The sequence below is a fragment of the Paraeggerthella sp. Marseille-Q4926 genome (assembly GCF_916618935.1).
GTDB classification, from domain to species: domain Bacteria; phylum Actinomycetota; class Coriobacteriia; order Coriobacteriales; family Eggerthellaceae; genus Paraeggerthella; species Paraeggerthella hominis.
In genome coordinates this window covers 246738-261722 of sequence record NZ_CAKAKF010000004.1, presented here as the reverse complement: position 1 = coordinate 261722, position 14985 = coordinate 246738, and the positions used below count along the sequence as shown (strand labels likewise).

At 55.2% G+C, this 14985-nt stretch carries 10 protein-coding genes and 1 tRNA gene; 1 reads left to right on the top strand and 10 read right to left on the bottom strand.

What is annotated here, in order from left to right; genetic code table 11:
- Window positions 1-16 precede the first annotated feature (16 nt).
- The 4 genes from LG373_RS09740 to LG373_RS09725 all read right to left on the bottom strand — a co-directional run bounded on the left by LG373_RS09740 (window position 17) and on the right by LG373_RS09725 (window position 4376).
- Entirely contained in the window at window positions 17-1969 is a 1953-nt protein-coding gene (locus LG373_RS09740) for a hybrid sensor histidine kinase/response regulator (protein ID WP_225749678.1), read from the bottom strand.
- A gap of 153 nt (window positions 1970-2122) precedes the next feature.
- Entirely contained in the window at window positions 2123-2677 is a 555-nt protein-coding gene (locus LG373_RS09735) for a LemA family protein (protein WP_225749677.1), read from the bottom strand.
- Window positions 2678-2817: 140 nt separating this feature from the next.
- Window positions 2818-3876: a 4-(cytidine 5'-diphospho)-2-C-methyl-D-erythritol kinase gene (gene ispE / locus LG373_RS09730; RefSeq protein WP_225749676.1), complete on the bottom strand. Its 1059-nt coding sequence runs from the start codon at window positions 3874-3876 to the stop codon at window positions 2818-2820.
- Complete coding sequence (locus tag LG373_RS09725) at window positions 3873-4376, bottom strand: nucleoside deaminase (RefSeq protein WP_225749675.1); 504 nt, start codon at window positions 4374-4376, stop codon at window positions 3873-3875. The genes ispE and LG373_RS09725 overlap by 4 nt, the downstream gene beginning before the upstream one ends.
- Window positions 4377-4537: 161 nt before the next feature.
- On the opposite strand from LG373_RS09725, the gene LG373_RS09720 reads away from it, so the two are divergent.
- Window positions 4538-4625: transfer RNA gene (locus LG373_RS09720), tRNA-Ser, on the top strand.
- 25 nt (window positions 4626-4650) lie between these two features.
- Here the strand turns inward: LG373_RS09720 and LG373_RS09715 are convergent.
- The 6 genes from LG373_RS09715 to LG373_RS09690 all read right to left on the bottom strand — a co-directional run bounded on the left by LG373_RS09715 (window position 4651) and on the right by LG373_RS09690 (window position 14966).
- Complete coding sequence (locus LG373_RS09715) at window positions 4651-5955, bottom strand: hypothetical protein (protein ID WP_225749674.1); 1305 nt, start codon at window positions 5953-5955, stop codon at window positions 4651-4653.
- Window positions 5956-6015: 60 nt separating this feature from the next.
- Window positions 6016-7686: an FAD-binding protein gene (locus LG373_RS09710; protein WP_225749673.1), complete on the bottom strand. Its 1671-nt coding sequence runs from the start codon at window positions 7684-7686 to the stop codon at window positions 6016-6018.
- A gap of 696 nt (window positions 7687-8382) precedes the next feature.
- Window positions 8383-9729, bottom strand: a complete 1347-nt coding sequence (locus LG373_RS09705) for a citrate/2-methylcitrate synthase (protein WP_216529249.1) — start codon at window positions 9727-9729, stop codon at window positions 8383-8385.
- A gap of 251 nt (window positions 9730-9980) precedes the next feature.
- Entirely contained in the window at window positions 9981-10130 is a 150-nt protein-coding gene (locus LG373_RS09700) for a DUF5679 domain-containing protein (RefSeq protein WP_225749672.1), read from the bottom strand.
- 147 nt (window positions 10131-10277) lie between these two features.
- Window positions 10278-13535: an aminopeptidase gene (locus tag LG373_RS09695; protein ID WP_225749671.1), complete on the bottom strand. Its 3258-nt coding sequence runs from the start codon at window positions 13533-13535 to the stop codon at window positions 10278-10280.
- 57 nt (window positions 13536-13592) lie between these two features.
- Window positions 13593-14966: a hypothetical protein gene (locus LG373_RS09690; RefSeq protein WP_216529250.1), complete on the bottom strand. Its 1374-nt coding sequence runs from the start codon at window positions 14964-14966 to the stop codon at window positions 13593-13595.
- Window positions 14967-14985: the final 19 nt, after the last annotated feature.

Below are 14985 nucleotides of genomic sequence, written 5' to 3'. Positions count from 1 at the left end.
CGAAGGCTCATCGATTCTAACGGGCGCTCCGTGGCTTCACGTGCGTTTCAAGCAGCCGTACGATCTCGTCTTTTCCGATTGGCTTGACCGCATAGCCGTCCATCCCCGCCTCGGAAGCACGTTTTCTGTCCTCGACGTACGCATTGGCCGTCATGGCAATAATCGGCGGATGCGAACGATGCGCGCAAGAGCTTTCCTCCACGATTGCGCGAGCGGCCTCCAAACCGTCCATGCGCGGCATTTGTATATCCATGAACACCAGGTCATAATAGTTTTCCGGTGCCGACCTCAACGTTTCGACCGCTTCAAGACCGTCCCAAGCGCGATCGACCGAAGCGCCCGTGCTCTTGATGAACTCCTCGGCGATTTCTCCCACGATGTCGTTATCCTCAACAAGCAGAACCCGTACGCGCGCCCAATCAGCCGAACGGCCGCCATCAGGCAGTTCTGCGTCGTCTGGCGCCGTCGAAAGATCTTCGGCGTCCGCCGAGGCCTCCTCCTGCATCTCGAAGGGAAGATCCACCGTGAACTTCGAACCCTTCCCTTGAACGCTCTCCACTTTAATGGACCCGTTCATAACATCGATCAGGTTCTTCACGATAGACATCCCCAAACCCGTTCCCTCCACCGCAAGACGCGATGGGCGCTCCTCCCGCTCGAACGGATCGAACATGCGCTCAACGAAATCCGACGACATCCCTATGCCGTCGTCCTCGATCACAAAGCGAACTACGCAGGTTTTCTGGGCATCCTGCTCGTTCAGGTTCAACTCTTCCGCCACTTCGCCGAACGGCATACGGGCCGCCGAGAACCACACGTGACCGCCCGGCTCCGTGTACTTCACCGCATTGCCCAGCAAGTTGACCAAAATCTGACTTACGCGCATCTCGTCGCCAACCACCATCGTGCGCCCAAGCGAGCAATTGACCGCCTCGAACGAAAGTTGTTTCGTATCGGCCTGCGGGCGAACGATGGAAACCATCATCTCCACCAAATTGCACACGTTGAACGTCGCGCGGGTTAGATCGATTTGCCCGCTTTCTATCTTGCTCATGTCCAGCACGTCGTTGACCAGGTTCAAAAGATGATGCGAGGAGAGTTTTATCTTGCTGATAGATTCCCCCACGCGCTCGCGGTCATCCTCGTGCTCGCTGGCTATGTTCGCCAGCCCGATGATCGCGGTCAAGGGCGTGCGAATGTCGTGGGACACGTTCGACAGGAACCTCGACTTCGCCTCGTTGGCTTCCTGCGCAGCTTCAAGCGCGCAGCTCAGGCTTTCCTGGAGCGCACGTTGTTGATTGTTTTTCCGCATGATCACAATGATGAACAGGATGAGCGCAACGACGAACACGCTCAAGAGAACCGTTGCCGTGTCTATAGCCTCTTTCCGGGCATCGGCTATCTGAGCGTACGTCCTGTCAAACGATTCGGACGCAACGTCGATGATCTCGGTGTTGATCGTTAGCATGTGGTTGATGCGCGGGTCGATATTGTCGGAAAGGAAGCGAGCTACATCATGATCGCTCGCATCGCCCAAGCTCATATCGATGAGCTCTTGCTGTTGAAGACGGAACTCTTCGTAGCGGTTCGAGAGCTCGACGGCAAGTTCAGGAGCGGCGATGAACCGATCGGAAACCTGCTCAAGCTCTTTGATCATCTGCTGGTCGATTTCCTCGAACTCAACCCGAACGCTCTCCACGGTTTCAGGAGTGCGCGCGAAACCCAGGCGATCGTCGAGCGTTCTCATGGACATCAGATACGTCTCAGCCCGACCAGCGGCCAGCGTCACCGCGTAGGGGTGGTCTTTCAACCGCTCGGTTCGCTGGTCTATCTCATTCATGTTTATAGACAGAACAACGTAGAAGCCAACCAAAAACGCAACCAGAATCAACGCGACAACGGCAAAGACGCCCGAGGAATCCAGAAGGCGGTCAAACGTTTTCGATTGTCGATCTTCGCGCTTGCCCATAAACCGCTCCGTCTGACAAACCAGGGAAGGGGAGCAGGACGCATCGAGCCGGGTCGTTGTACCGGACCCCGTCAATCGTCAAAACTCAGCAGCACGATCCCGGTATAGAACAAAAGCCCCTCGTCCCAGACACGAAACGAGGGGCTGCCCTTGCTAGAATTGAACTTGGGGAGCCACTTCCGCGCCCGACGCGGCATCGAAACTCTGACGCTCCTTGAAACCCATCATACCGGCAATAAGCACGGCAGGAAACGTCTGAATAGCGGTGTTGAACTTCATGACCGTGTCGTTATAGCTTTGGCGCATGTAGCTGATCTTGTCTTCCGTGTTGGAAAGCTCTGCTTGCAGCTGTTGAAAGTTCACGTTCGCCTTCAGGTCGGGGTATGCCTCCGCAACGGCGAACAGGCTTTTCAGGGCCCCGGTCAAAATGCCATCAGCCTGCATTTTCCCTTCGGGAGTGCCGGCGTTCATGACGGCTGTGCGAGCCTGCGTGACCTCGTCGAGCGTACCGCGCTCGTGCGAAGCATAACCCTTGACGGTCTCAACAAGATTGGGGATAAGATCCAAACGACGCTGCAGTTGAACGTCGATTTGTGCCCAGGCGTTGTCCACCATGTTGCGCAGCTTGACCAGGTTGTTGTACAACCCGATAACAGCCAAAGCAAGCACAACGACAATGACAAGCACGACGATCCATACGATGTCCATAGCTCTCCTTTGCTAATGCGTACGGCTCATTCTACCATCGCTGGAAACGAGACTATCGTACGCCACTATTCTGTAACCGTTCCCTTACGGTAAGACTCGCCGATCAATCGCCCCAGTCCCGCATCAAGCGGGCCGGGAACCTATCTCACCGGAACGGAAGCCGCACGCGAAGGACCGAAGGTTGTCGAGCGAGCCCACCAACCCCGGCTTCGAGCCTGCGCTGCCACGCGCGTTGCGGCATCGATCGACTTGCACATCGCGAACACGGCGGATCCGCTGCCGGACATGAGCGAGGCATCCACATCCTCATGAGAGCTTGCCCATGTTCGAATATCCGCAAGAGCCGGAAGCATATCCTCGGAGACCGGCACCAAGTTATTGATCAAGGGGACATCCTGCGCACGCGTGGCACGTAATGCAATAGCACGTTGATCGGCTGAAACGAACGAAGGGTTCTTATCAAAGGCGCGATAAGCAGCGGCCGTCGAAACGCCCCCTTCAGGCTTGATCAACACCACCGGCCCGTTCATGGGCGTCAGCTTATGGTCAAGCACATCCCCTACGCCGGTCAAGCACGCGCAGCCGCCGTGCAAGAAAAACGCCACATCGGCACCGAGTGACCGAGCGGTTTCCTCAATCAAAGCATCGTCGGTCGGAACGCCCCATAAGAGCGCCGCGCCCACCAAAGCGGCAGCGGCATCGGAAGACCCGCCCCCAAGACCGGCTTCTGCGGGAATGTGCTTCTCGATACTTACCACAATCGTTTCGTCTTGCTGCCGCCCAAGCGCGGCGGCGAAACGGCGAATAGCCTTGCTCACGATATTGTCTGAAGGGGCAACGTCGAGCGGCGCAAGTCCCTCGCACGAGCGTGAAGCCAGATCAACCGCCAATCCCGCACCCGGCGCCGCCGGGGCGGTTTTCATGCGCAAGACGTCATGCAGCAACAGCGCATGCATGACGGTAGTAACCTCGTGGTATCCGTCCGCGCGCTGTTCGCCTATATCGAGGTACAGGTTCACCTTCGCAGGAGCAACCATCTTAACGGATCCGAAGGCATTGAACGAGGCGACATCCACCCCCTGAGCGATGCACGCAACCTCGAACATATCAACAACATGCGGGTCGTTTGCACGAGAAGAGGGCCCTTCCGCACCTGGAGAAACGGGCCTGGATTCCGGAAGTTCGGTCGTATTCGTCATAAAGGTTTCGTTCGCCTCTTTCTTTTGCTTGCGAAGAAGTCGCGTAGTATCTGGGCGCATTCGTCGGCAAGGACGCCGGAAGTCGCCTCGAAGGTATGGTTAAGCCGTTCGTCAGCGTTGACGGAGTACAACGTGCCCGTCGCACCAGCTTTCGGATCAGGAGCGCCAAAGACGCACCGATCAACGCGCGCTTGGTGCATCAGCCCAGCGCACATAATGCAGGGTTCGAGCGTCACGTACACCGTGCAACCCGTCAGACGCCATGCATCTAGATACTCAGCAGCCTGCTTCATAGCCAAAAACTCTGCATGTCCAGCTGGGTCTTTCGTCGTTTCCCTCATATTGCAAGCCCGAGAAATAACCACCGGATCAGCCAACGGCTTGCAGGTAGCGGGATCAATAGGCTGGTATACGACAACGGCGCCGATAGGAACTTCGCCCAACTGTTCGGCACGGCGCGCTTCGGCAAGAGCCATACGCATGTAGTCTTCATCGGTCATGTCGCATATTATATGGTATCCTACCAATCGTTCAGGGATTCAACGCGATTTTCGCATGGCCAGAATGCTGGAGCGGCTCAAATATCATTGTTTCACGTGAAACAAGTAAGCCTAAACGCGTTCGCCAAACCAATCGCGCAAAGCCCCAGGACCAAAAATGCGGAGGCGTGGCCGAGTGGTTGAAGGCGGCAGTCTTGAAAACTGTTAACGTTCACGCGTTCGTGGGTTCAAATCCTACCGCCTCCGCCATTGCTATTCTTGCTGATCGCCCAAATCACAACGCAGCTTTTTCCGATGCGGTTCGCTCGATCAGCCGAGCGAACGATACCCGCAAGTCGGGTGCGCTCAAGTACACGTTCGCCGTAGCCCTCGTAGTTCGAACAAGCAGCCCCCGAGCAACCAAATCTTCGAAATCGGTCCGTGCTGTCGAGTACGCGATTCCATGCGCAGCGCGATGTTCCGATATGGCGAATTCCGTCTCGGGTGCAAGAACCGCGCGTTTCAACAGGGTTTTCTGTCGATGATTAAATCCATCCGAAGTCGCAATGCGCGCAAGGATCAAATCGTCTGACTCCTTGAGGTTTGCAAGGGATTCCTCCATAAGCTGAAGCATGTGCAACATGATGGACATAAACGAATCGTAGTACGCCGTCCAATCCGTAGCAGCCCCGTCCGCCACAATCGACTCTCGCAAAGAGTAGCGAGCGCTTCCTGAAAAACTGCTTCCCATGCTCCAATCTTCCAGAATCTTCGTTTTCGGAAGGAAGCGAAACGCAGGAAGCCCTTTTTTAAGCAGATAGAACCGGCTGGCTATGCACCCCATGAGGTTATTGCACGACGGAAGCGGTGAAAGCCTCCAGAAATGGCAGTTCACCAGCATCGACACCATAATGGGATCTTGAACCGGCTCGGTGTTCAAGTCGTTTCCGGTGGCAACGATAATATCCAGCACGCCGTTGTCTCGAGCCGAAACAGCATGCTGATCCAACAAGGACACCGTACCCGGAGCAGGAAGATCCTCATCCGAAAGCCCTTCGGTAAGGTCCTGGTACAAACGCATAATGACCGATTCGTCGAAGGGGAGCTCTTCGTACGCAGGCAAATCCCTCATAATAGAATGAAAGTTCACCGCAAGCCGCTCCGCGAAGGTCATGCATGCACGCTCGCCGAATATTGCCGCACGAACGCTCTCGTAGTCCGTTTCAAACCCATCGTGCTTTAAGTTCGCAACGGCTTCCTCTATGTAATACTGCGTCACAAAGCGACACCCGGCGCGCTCCGATATAAGAAGATCAAGAAACGATCCCCGTTGCGTTTTACGAGCTATCTGGCGTAACGAATACTGCAACGTCGCTGGAACCGTATGCCAGTTCTTACGAACTCCCTCGGGAGTGAATTCGACGATCGGCCCGTAAAACGCCTGGCCACGTCGGATGGCCGTCAACGCTTCCCATATTTCGTCCGCTGTATAACCGTCCGGTACGAACCGGCGATCAAGCTCGCTTTTCAGCATGGGGCGGCGCGCCGTTGCCGAAAGCAGAAGCTGAAACTCCGGACTGCTTAAAAAACCCAAAGACACAGACCCCTCCGCTCCCTCATGCCATGGGAGGGCTGCACCTCCCATGGCATGCAGTAACTTTTACGACCAGGCTTCGAGCGAAGAAAGCTGGGCCGCGGCGATTTCACCGAACGCCAGAGAGGGGCCCAACGTGCCGCCGCCTCCTGCATAAAATGCCCCTCCACAGCCAACCCCCGCACAGTTGCCATGAGCAAATAAACGCTTAACCTCGTTACCGTCCGTATCCAAAACCCGAGCGTTTGCGGCGATTTTCATCCCGCCCATGGTTCCAAGCACAACGGGAACCACTTCAGCCGCCCAGAAAGGACCGGTTTCCAGTGGAGCAAGCGTGCGAGCCGCTCCTTCGTAGTTCGAGTCGCCACCCACGTAGTGCTGTCCATAGTAGTCTTGCCCGCGACCGAAATCGGGATCCGAACCGTTCCGCGCATGGTCGTTGTATTGGGCAAGCTCCTCGGCAAGACCCGCAGCATCGATGCCGCATGCCTGGGCAAGTTCTTCGATGGAGCCGTACTGCTTGAACGCCGCCCCCGGCTGACCGGGCTTTCCGCCGTTCAGCCCATACGTGTCGACCGCAGCTTGGTCGGCTATCGCGAACGCGGGAAGGTTCTGCCAACCGCGAGGCTCAACCCCGTTCTCCAAAGCGCAGAACGACCTGCCTACGGAATCGTAGTTGGAGCATTCGTTCGTGAATCGCTTTCCGTGCTTGTTGACGTAGATCACCCCGCGCTTGCAATCGTCGCGAATAGCCGTTGAAAGCTTGCTCGCTCCCATAGCCCGAGCTTCTTCGTACTCGACCTTGTACCCGGGCGAAAGCCAAGCTTCGTTCATGAAGCTAAGATCGCAGCCCGCCTTCATAGCCATTCGCTGTCCGTCGCCGGTGCCGTCCGGCGTGCCCCAACTATACAACGCGGGGACGCGCAGATAGGTTTTCATCATCGATTCGTTCCAATCGAACCCTCCCGACGACATGACGACCGCCCGTTTGGCGCGAATTTTCATTTCGCTCTTGCCGTCCTTTGCGACCACGCCAAGCACTTCGGTGGAACCATCGTCAGAAACGCGCGTGACAAGCTGGGTTGCCGGAGTTTTCGCCATGATTTCAACGCCTGCTTTTTCCGCGCTCGATACAAGGGCGCCGCCCAGAACTCCGGCGATTGCCTGATCTTTTTCTACCTTGGGGCAGAGAGAGCGCCCTATGGTCCTTCCTCCCGGCAGATCAGAGCGGTAGTCGATACCGGGTGCCCAATACACCCATTCGACGCCTGCTAGGCGCGTCACGTTGTCTAGAGCGATGTTCACATTGTCTACGAAAGCTTCAGCATGATCAGGAAGGTACGTTTCACCCGATCCTGCTGCAAGGTACGCGAGTGCGTCCGCTTTCGAATCCTTGTCACCGTTCTGCTCCATAAGCTTGTTCGCAGGAGCCCAAACCACCGAGGACGAGTACAGGGTAGAGCCACCGGGCTTCGCACCCTTTTCCAGCACGATAACGCTCAGTCCTTCTTCACGTGCTCGAAGCGCAGTGTACAATCCTGTCCCAGCGCCTACGACTACCAAGTCCGCTTCCTTATCCCATGATTCTGCGGACGACGATGACGCCGCGCCTGAACAACCCCCAAGCAAGCTGCTCGCCAACGCGCCGACTGTCACGACGCCGCCAGCGAACAACGCCTCGCGACGAGTAAATCGTTTTGCAGCGTTTGCCTCTACGGTACGTTTCATGCCCTCCATGGCCGATCCTTTCCAAAGCACGACTGTTTCACATGTTCGATTGCGAAGGATCTGCAGATTCCCCTTACCGGTTGCGCCAGTGTACGAAACCGATTCTAAAAGCGTCAAGATGGCAATAATCGTTAGCTTGATATTCTTGTTTTACCTGATCAAATACGTATTATGAAAGGCGATACCACACGGTGGCGATTTTCGCTACGGGGGAAACGGGACTGAGAAAGCGTTTGTTCCAGAACGTATGCTTTCGTATTTTTATTTATAATTTATTTAATAATATTTAAGAGTAGCGGGGTTTAGTATCACGGTAACTCGCGAACTGGCCCTTTATCTGTTTGACGCGAAGTACCTGCACACCTGCACACCTGCACACCTGCACACCTGCACACCTGCACACCTGCACACCTGCACACCTGCACACCTGCACACCTGCACACCTGCACACCTGCACACCTGCACACCTGCACACCTGCACAGAAAAAAGTACCTCGATTGCAACCAATCGCCTTCGTCAATGCCCGATCTTTTAAGATGTTTCACGTGAAACATCTTAACCTCAAGACGTTCAGACACGAACGGCACAGCGCATGAAAACCAATCTATCGCCTATCCTCGTAAAACAAGTAGCGATACGTTCCAAAAAAGAAAAGCCGATGTTTCACGTGAAACATCGGCTTTTCCTGAGTAGTGCTGCAATCTTTAACGATCCGTCATGGGAACGTAGTCGCGCTTTCCCTTGCGTACAGACTTGTAAGCCGGACGAATAATGCGCTTGCCCGAAACGATTTCCTCGAAACGATGCGCAGCCCATCCCGACATGCGAGCACAAGCGAACAGGGGAGTAAACAGATCTTCAGGAATGCCCATCATCGAATACACGAAGCCTGAGTACATATCGACGTTGGCGCACATATCCTTGCGCGTACCCTTTTCCTTCAAGATAACCTCAGGAGCAAGACGTTCGATATTCTCAAGCAGCTGGAATTCCGCCTCGTATTCCGTTCCTCGAGCAAGCTTCTCCGCAAACTTCTTGCAGATCACGGCACGCGGATCCGACTTCGTGTATACGGCATGGCCCATGCCGTATACCAGCCCCGTCTTATCGTATGCTTCCTTATTGACGATCTTCGCCAGGTAATCTGCAACCTGGCCCTCATCAGACCAATCGGAAACATGGTCTTTGATTTCCTTCTGCATAGCCAGCACCTGATGGTTCGCACCGCCGTGCTTACGGCCTTTCAACGATCCAATTGCGCCCGCATACGTGGAATACGCGTCAGTATCCGCCGAAGTTAAAACGCGCGTCGTGAACGTGGAATTGTTGCCGCCGCCGTGTTCGGCGTGCAGGCACAGCATAATATCGAGCATTCGCGCTTCTTCGGGCGTGAAAGCACGGTCTGGGCGAAGCATAGATAAGATGGTCTCTGCAGTAGATTGCCCCGGCAGGAACCGATGCATAATCATCGATTCGTTGTTGTAACGCGCACGCTTGGCGTAATACGTAAGGACCATAATACGAGGCAGGCGCGATATGAGAGAAATAGCCGCATGAACCTCGTGATGAGCGCTGCGATCTTCAGCTTCGGGGTCGTACGCATACAGCAGCAGAATAGTGCGCGCAAGAACGTTCATGATATCGGGGGGAGTATCGCGCATGATCATCGACGCGGTAAACCCATCAGGAAGCTCGCGCTCAGCATCCAGAACGGAAACGAAACGATCCAGCTGGTCCTGCGTAGGAAGTTCTCCCATTAGAAGAAGGTAAGCAACTTCTTCGTAGTTGAAGCGACGATCGATAGCATCGGTATCAAGCAGGTCGTAGATATCGTAGCCGCGATATCGGAGCATGCCGTCATCGGCTATTTTCTCATTATCCGAAATCACGTAGCCATGAACGTTCGCAATATTGGTCAATCCCGCTACGACACCCGTGCCATCAGCATTGCGCAAACCGCGCTTAACGTCGTATAGATCGTAATTATCGACATCAATCGAGTTAATGGTTTTGAAGCTTTCGTACAGCGCGATTTTTTTCTCGTCTCCCATAGCGCATCCTTCCTGCCGCAGCAACGGCTTTTCGATAAAGCGGATACGGCCAATCTGAAACGACGGCCTTGCGTACCTTTAGAGTGGAGAATGAAGTCTTTACCATGATAAAGCGCAACAACCTTCCGCACAACGAGCCAAAGGGAGTTATCGGTGAAAACCATGGTGAAAGAGTATTATACGAGACCTTCGGTATATATAAAAATGCCCGTCCTACGACGGGCATTCAATACTCTTAAAAGAGATGGTGGCTATTTCGCAGCACCGATACGGCAGATCGTGGTGCCGCAATCCGGGCACTTGCCCTTCGTGATGGGCTTACCGTTCTTCGTCATGCTCTCAACGGGATCCTTCATGATTTTCTTTGCCTTGCACTTCACGCAATATGCCTCAATAGCCATGGCTGAAAAACACCTCTCTGTCCTGTACTCTCACGAACCGCAAAGCAGCCCGTCTCTTAAATCAAGGTTGTAAACTTGCATCCCAAGATGCGCAATTGCCCATTATAGGTCACCTGGAACATGCTTGAAGAGTATATCCGCAGGTGACTATATATTCTTCAACAACTCCATAACAAAGTCTGCATTCGACGACAGCGTTTCTTCATCGATGTTTTCCAAAACGTCGTCGCTTTGGGCGAAGTAAGCAGGCTTGGACCCCGCCATGCCCACCAGGTGCATTGCCTGATGGCCGTGCTTGATAGCGAACGAAGCAGCGCTGTCCTGCCACAGAATACGCCCGCCCGACACGCTGACTCCGGTTGCTTGAGAAGCTTTCTTTACGTACCGTTTCATACGAGAAGAAGTTTTTACCGTCTTGAACTGGCCTTCCTGTTCAATCATGCTCAAATCGCCTGCACCCAGAGCTTCGAGATCGATGATGATCGCACCGCGCAAATCCTGCTGGTGCTCTGCCAAGAAAGCCTTCATACCGCTGTTTTGAGTAAGCTCGGATCCCAGCGAGACGAACCATACTTCCGTATTGATATCAGGGTTGCGGAACTGGTATATCTGCTGAAGTTCGTCCGAAATCTCGATTTCAGACGCAGCAGCTTGTGCCGATTCTTCCGCAAGGCTCTCAGAATCGAAATCCGCGTTCTCTACGCGACGGGCCGAGAACGCGCCGCCGTTCCAAGGGCGAGAGGCGTTGCCTTTATAGCCGTCGAATTCGTCATCCTCGACATCAAGCTCCTCGTCGTAGAACCCATCGGCTTCAAAGCTATCACCTTGGCCAACAAAAGCGTTCTCGTCGAACGTATCGAACGACTCATCAAGATAATCGCCCTCGTACGCATCCATACGCGTAGTTGCAGAAGGATCAACGCCGCCCGCGGACTCATCTTCCTCGCGGAAGCTCTCCCATCCGCCACGCTCGGCTCCCACGGTGCGCGCATCGAACGTGTCGTCTACGTTCAACCACTCCTGAGCGCTCGGCGCCTCTTCCTTATCTTTGCGACGGAAACGATCGAGCAAGCGACGGACGCGCGATTTCGGCATTTCCACGTACCCAGGTCCGGCAAAAGCGCCCGTTTCGGTAAAGTTAGCATCGTACGCCGAGTCATCAGCATCGTCGACGTAGATGTCGTCGGGATCCACGTTGTCGAGCAGTTCATCGCCAACAGGAGCGAAGGCGCCGGTAGCTCCAGCAGGCGCGAACGACCCAGCGGCATTTACGTTAGAGCTTTTCGCCTCGGGCGCATTTGTGCGTGCAATAGCCCCCGACAAAGACGGAAGCATAGAGCGAAGGGAAGCGCCTTTTTCGGATGGGGAACCTTCGGCAGACGTCGATCCCGATCCGTCGTTTTCGTCGGAAGATCCCAAACTGATGGAAGGAAGCATGGTAAGCAGGCTCTTCGCAGCAGTTTTACCAGCGCTTTCAACGTCCGCTAAAGGAGCACGCTGTTTCGGCAGCTCGGTGATAGGAGCCGGCTTCGCCGCAGAAACGCCGATATCGGGCAGCACGATGGGCTTACGCGCCGCCTCGTCGAGCGGGGTATCCTGAGCAAGCCCGAACACCGCTTCATCCTCTTCAGAAACGCCGTCGGTCACGTTTACGCGGTTATCCGTACGGTGCTCGTCTTGACGCGTTGCCAAAGCCTCTTCCTGAACCTTGCGAGGATCCAAAAACGACGGCATGGATAGTTCCGGCATGGAAGGTAGATCACCCGGTCGAAGGCCGCTTACATCGATAGGAGCCATCGCGGTGGTGGACAGCGGATCGTTTTCCGCATCCTGCGGAGCGGAAGGCGCAGATCCGTCGAAGGGGTCCGACGAATGCACGTTCTCAGCGCCATATTCGGCAGCAGAAGCAGCGCCGTCGACCGCTTCTCCGTCCTTGGAAGCATTGCCAGGAGCTTCGGCATGGTCGGGGGAAACGTTCCACTGAGGGGCCTTTATCTCGCGAATGCCATCGCGGTTCGCGTCCATCTGCTGCTCGAAGCGGCGCTCAACAGCCATGTTCGCCTCGGCAAAATGACCAGCGCTTTCGCTTACGGCCGCATCGAGCGCGCTCGCATAACGAGAACGCTGCACGGGCTTTTCAACGGTGCGGGGCTTCTTCGCCTTTTCCTGCGCCTTCCTGAACCAATCGGGAACTCCACCCGTCGATGCGGTGGAGTACGGGGTAGGCTCGACCGACGAAACCACGTTCAGGGCAGCATCGCCGGCTGCAACGATTCCCTCAACATCCTGGGCAGCGGCTTCAGCCTTAGCGAGCGCTTCCTGCATGGTATCGGGGGGAATAGTGGAAAACGCTTCCAAAACCTCTCCGCGCACCTCGTGATAATCTTCATCGGAAGGACGAGGCAGGGGAGGCTCTTTGATCTGGACGAGATTCTGCGCTATGTCAGCGGCAGCAGCACCCGCTACAGGTTTTCCGGTCAAAGCCGCAACGGCCGCTTTTGCAGCCGCCAAACGAGCTTCGGGCGTCTGGGGAGCCATCGCGGGCGGCTTCAAGTTCTCGGCCTCGTATACCAGCTCGACTCCCTCGGGAACCAATCCAGCAGCCCGGGCCGCATCTTCGCCATGAATGGCAGCTTCTCCACGTTCGGCCAGTTCAGCTTCACTTACGCGGCCGCGACCCACGCGGCGCGCCACTTCAAGCAGTACGGCCGTACCCGCAGCGTTGCTGTTCGCGCCCTCGTTGTAAGCGGCGAATTTATGAAAAGCGCCGGTCACCAAAGGAATGCAGGCAAGAACCAGCAGGATGACGACAATCACATTAAGAACCGTGGAAACCATTCCACCGTCGTTCAAGAACACCACGTTGCGCAGCAGTAAAACAACGGGCAGCAAGGCCATAGCCCCAAACGTCGTCCATTGAATGGCAGGAAGCGCCTGCGCAAGCGGACCGTTCAGCTCGGCACGCACCTTGCCGCTATCATAACGAGCCACCAGGACGACTTTACGCCGACGAGATCCGCCTGCTTCAGCAGAATAGCCCGGATCGTACTTCGCCACCACGTTTTGACTGACGCCTCGCGCCAAAACCTTAGACAGAACCGGTCGATCGAACGCCTCCGCTGCAAACAAAAGCGCTGCTATCAATGTAACAACCACCGAGGCGATTCCCAGAACAGGCACGAACAAAGCCGCGACCGTGATGACCAGCGAGCAACCACAGCAAATCATGCGGGGAATATCGGCATCCGGAGAGCCGTTAAAATCCTCGATCACTGCGGAAAGGCCAGCTTCTTTCTGCATTTGCTCGGTTATGTACAGCGCCGCCTGCTGCTCCTCTTCGGTTCCCGCTGGACGCGGGCCGATTTCCTGGGACAGATACGCAACGTGATCTACTATTTCCGGCATTAGCTTTGCCTTTCGTTCCCTGGTGTTTCTACAAGGCACATATAACGCAAGTATACGCTATTTGCTTTCCGCGCCCAAATAATCGCGAATAAAAGCATCGGCCGTCCCCGCTTGTAAACGAGCTGTTGAGTACGACTCCTCCATGCTGGACACGACCTGTTCGTATGCTTCGTACACAAGCGTTTCGGGTTTTTCGGGAATAGCCTTCGCAAGAGCGACCGCCTCTGCATCGGCAACGTTGTACGCCTCGTTCTGAGCAGACGCCTCTTCTTTGTTCTTAGCTAAAAACGCGTCATCCGAAGCTATCGCATAGCCAAGGGACTCTATTCTTTTTTCCACATAAGAGAGCAATGCGCTCATATCGGCTTCATCGTAGGCACGTTGCACCTCGGAAAGAGCGCTATAGGCGTCATTGAACGCAGCAAGAGCCTCGTTGGTCTTATCTTTCGAAGCCTGAACATTCTCAGCTGTCGTATTTTTCACCAGTTTAGCCGCGTCGCGTGCGAGGCTATCGGCCTTCAGAACCTCGTTCCAAACATTTTGAAGATTGATAGCGGCAGTTTCAGCCCTGGAAGACTCTTCAAGCAGCTCCGTACCCGATTCAATAAGCGACCGACGAGCAGCAATAGCGGCCACAGTCTGATTAGCCGCTTCCTTATCGCGCGATTCGTTCAGATTAAGCGATGAAGCGCGGGCCTTTTCGTCAGCCTGATTCAATTGAAGGGACGCGGCTTCAAGCTGCGAGTACACGTCTTTGCGCCGTTGCGCCATTCCCTCGTCAAAAGGATGCGAGACCACATCATCGAGCTCCACGATCACTTCGTCAGCCTGATTCACCAAATCAAGCGCCTCGTCTAATTGCGCGACATTGCTCTGATGGCTCTTAAGATCGTTGTACAGATACATCCCGCCAAGCGACAGCAATACCACCATCGTAAGCGATATGACAACAGCAGCCACCACTTTGCTCAATTTGCGGCGGGCTTTGCGCAGGGCTATTTCCTCTTCAGGAGACCGAACGGGTTTAGAAGGGCTCGATGCTTTCCTCGGTGCAGAGGAGGCCGACGAAGACAACCTTGAACGTCTTGTCTTGTCCGAGGATGCAGACTGAGCGCCCCCCATCGCTGGAGCTGCAAAATCAAACGCATCGAAGCGCGAAAAAACCTCTTTGTCGTCCACCGATACGAAGTCACCAGTCGAAAGAGGGAGTCCTTTTTCCTTAGTGGGGGTTCCTGAGGGTTTTTTTCTGCGCGCGGGCAGCGTAAACAAGGACACATGACCGAACGGGCCGCGCTTTTCCTTCTCTGCGCGGCCACCGTCAAGAGCCTCTCGAGCGGCATCGAGCACGCTGAACGAAATCTCGTTCGACGTGCCCTTCGTATGCCTCTTAATATGTGCAGCTCGCGTTAGCTTGTCGTCTCTCCTGGCCATACAACCCCGTCGCAGCTTA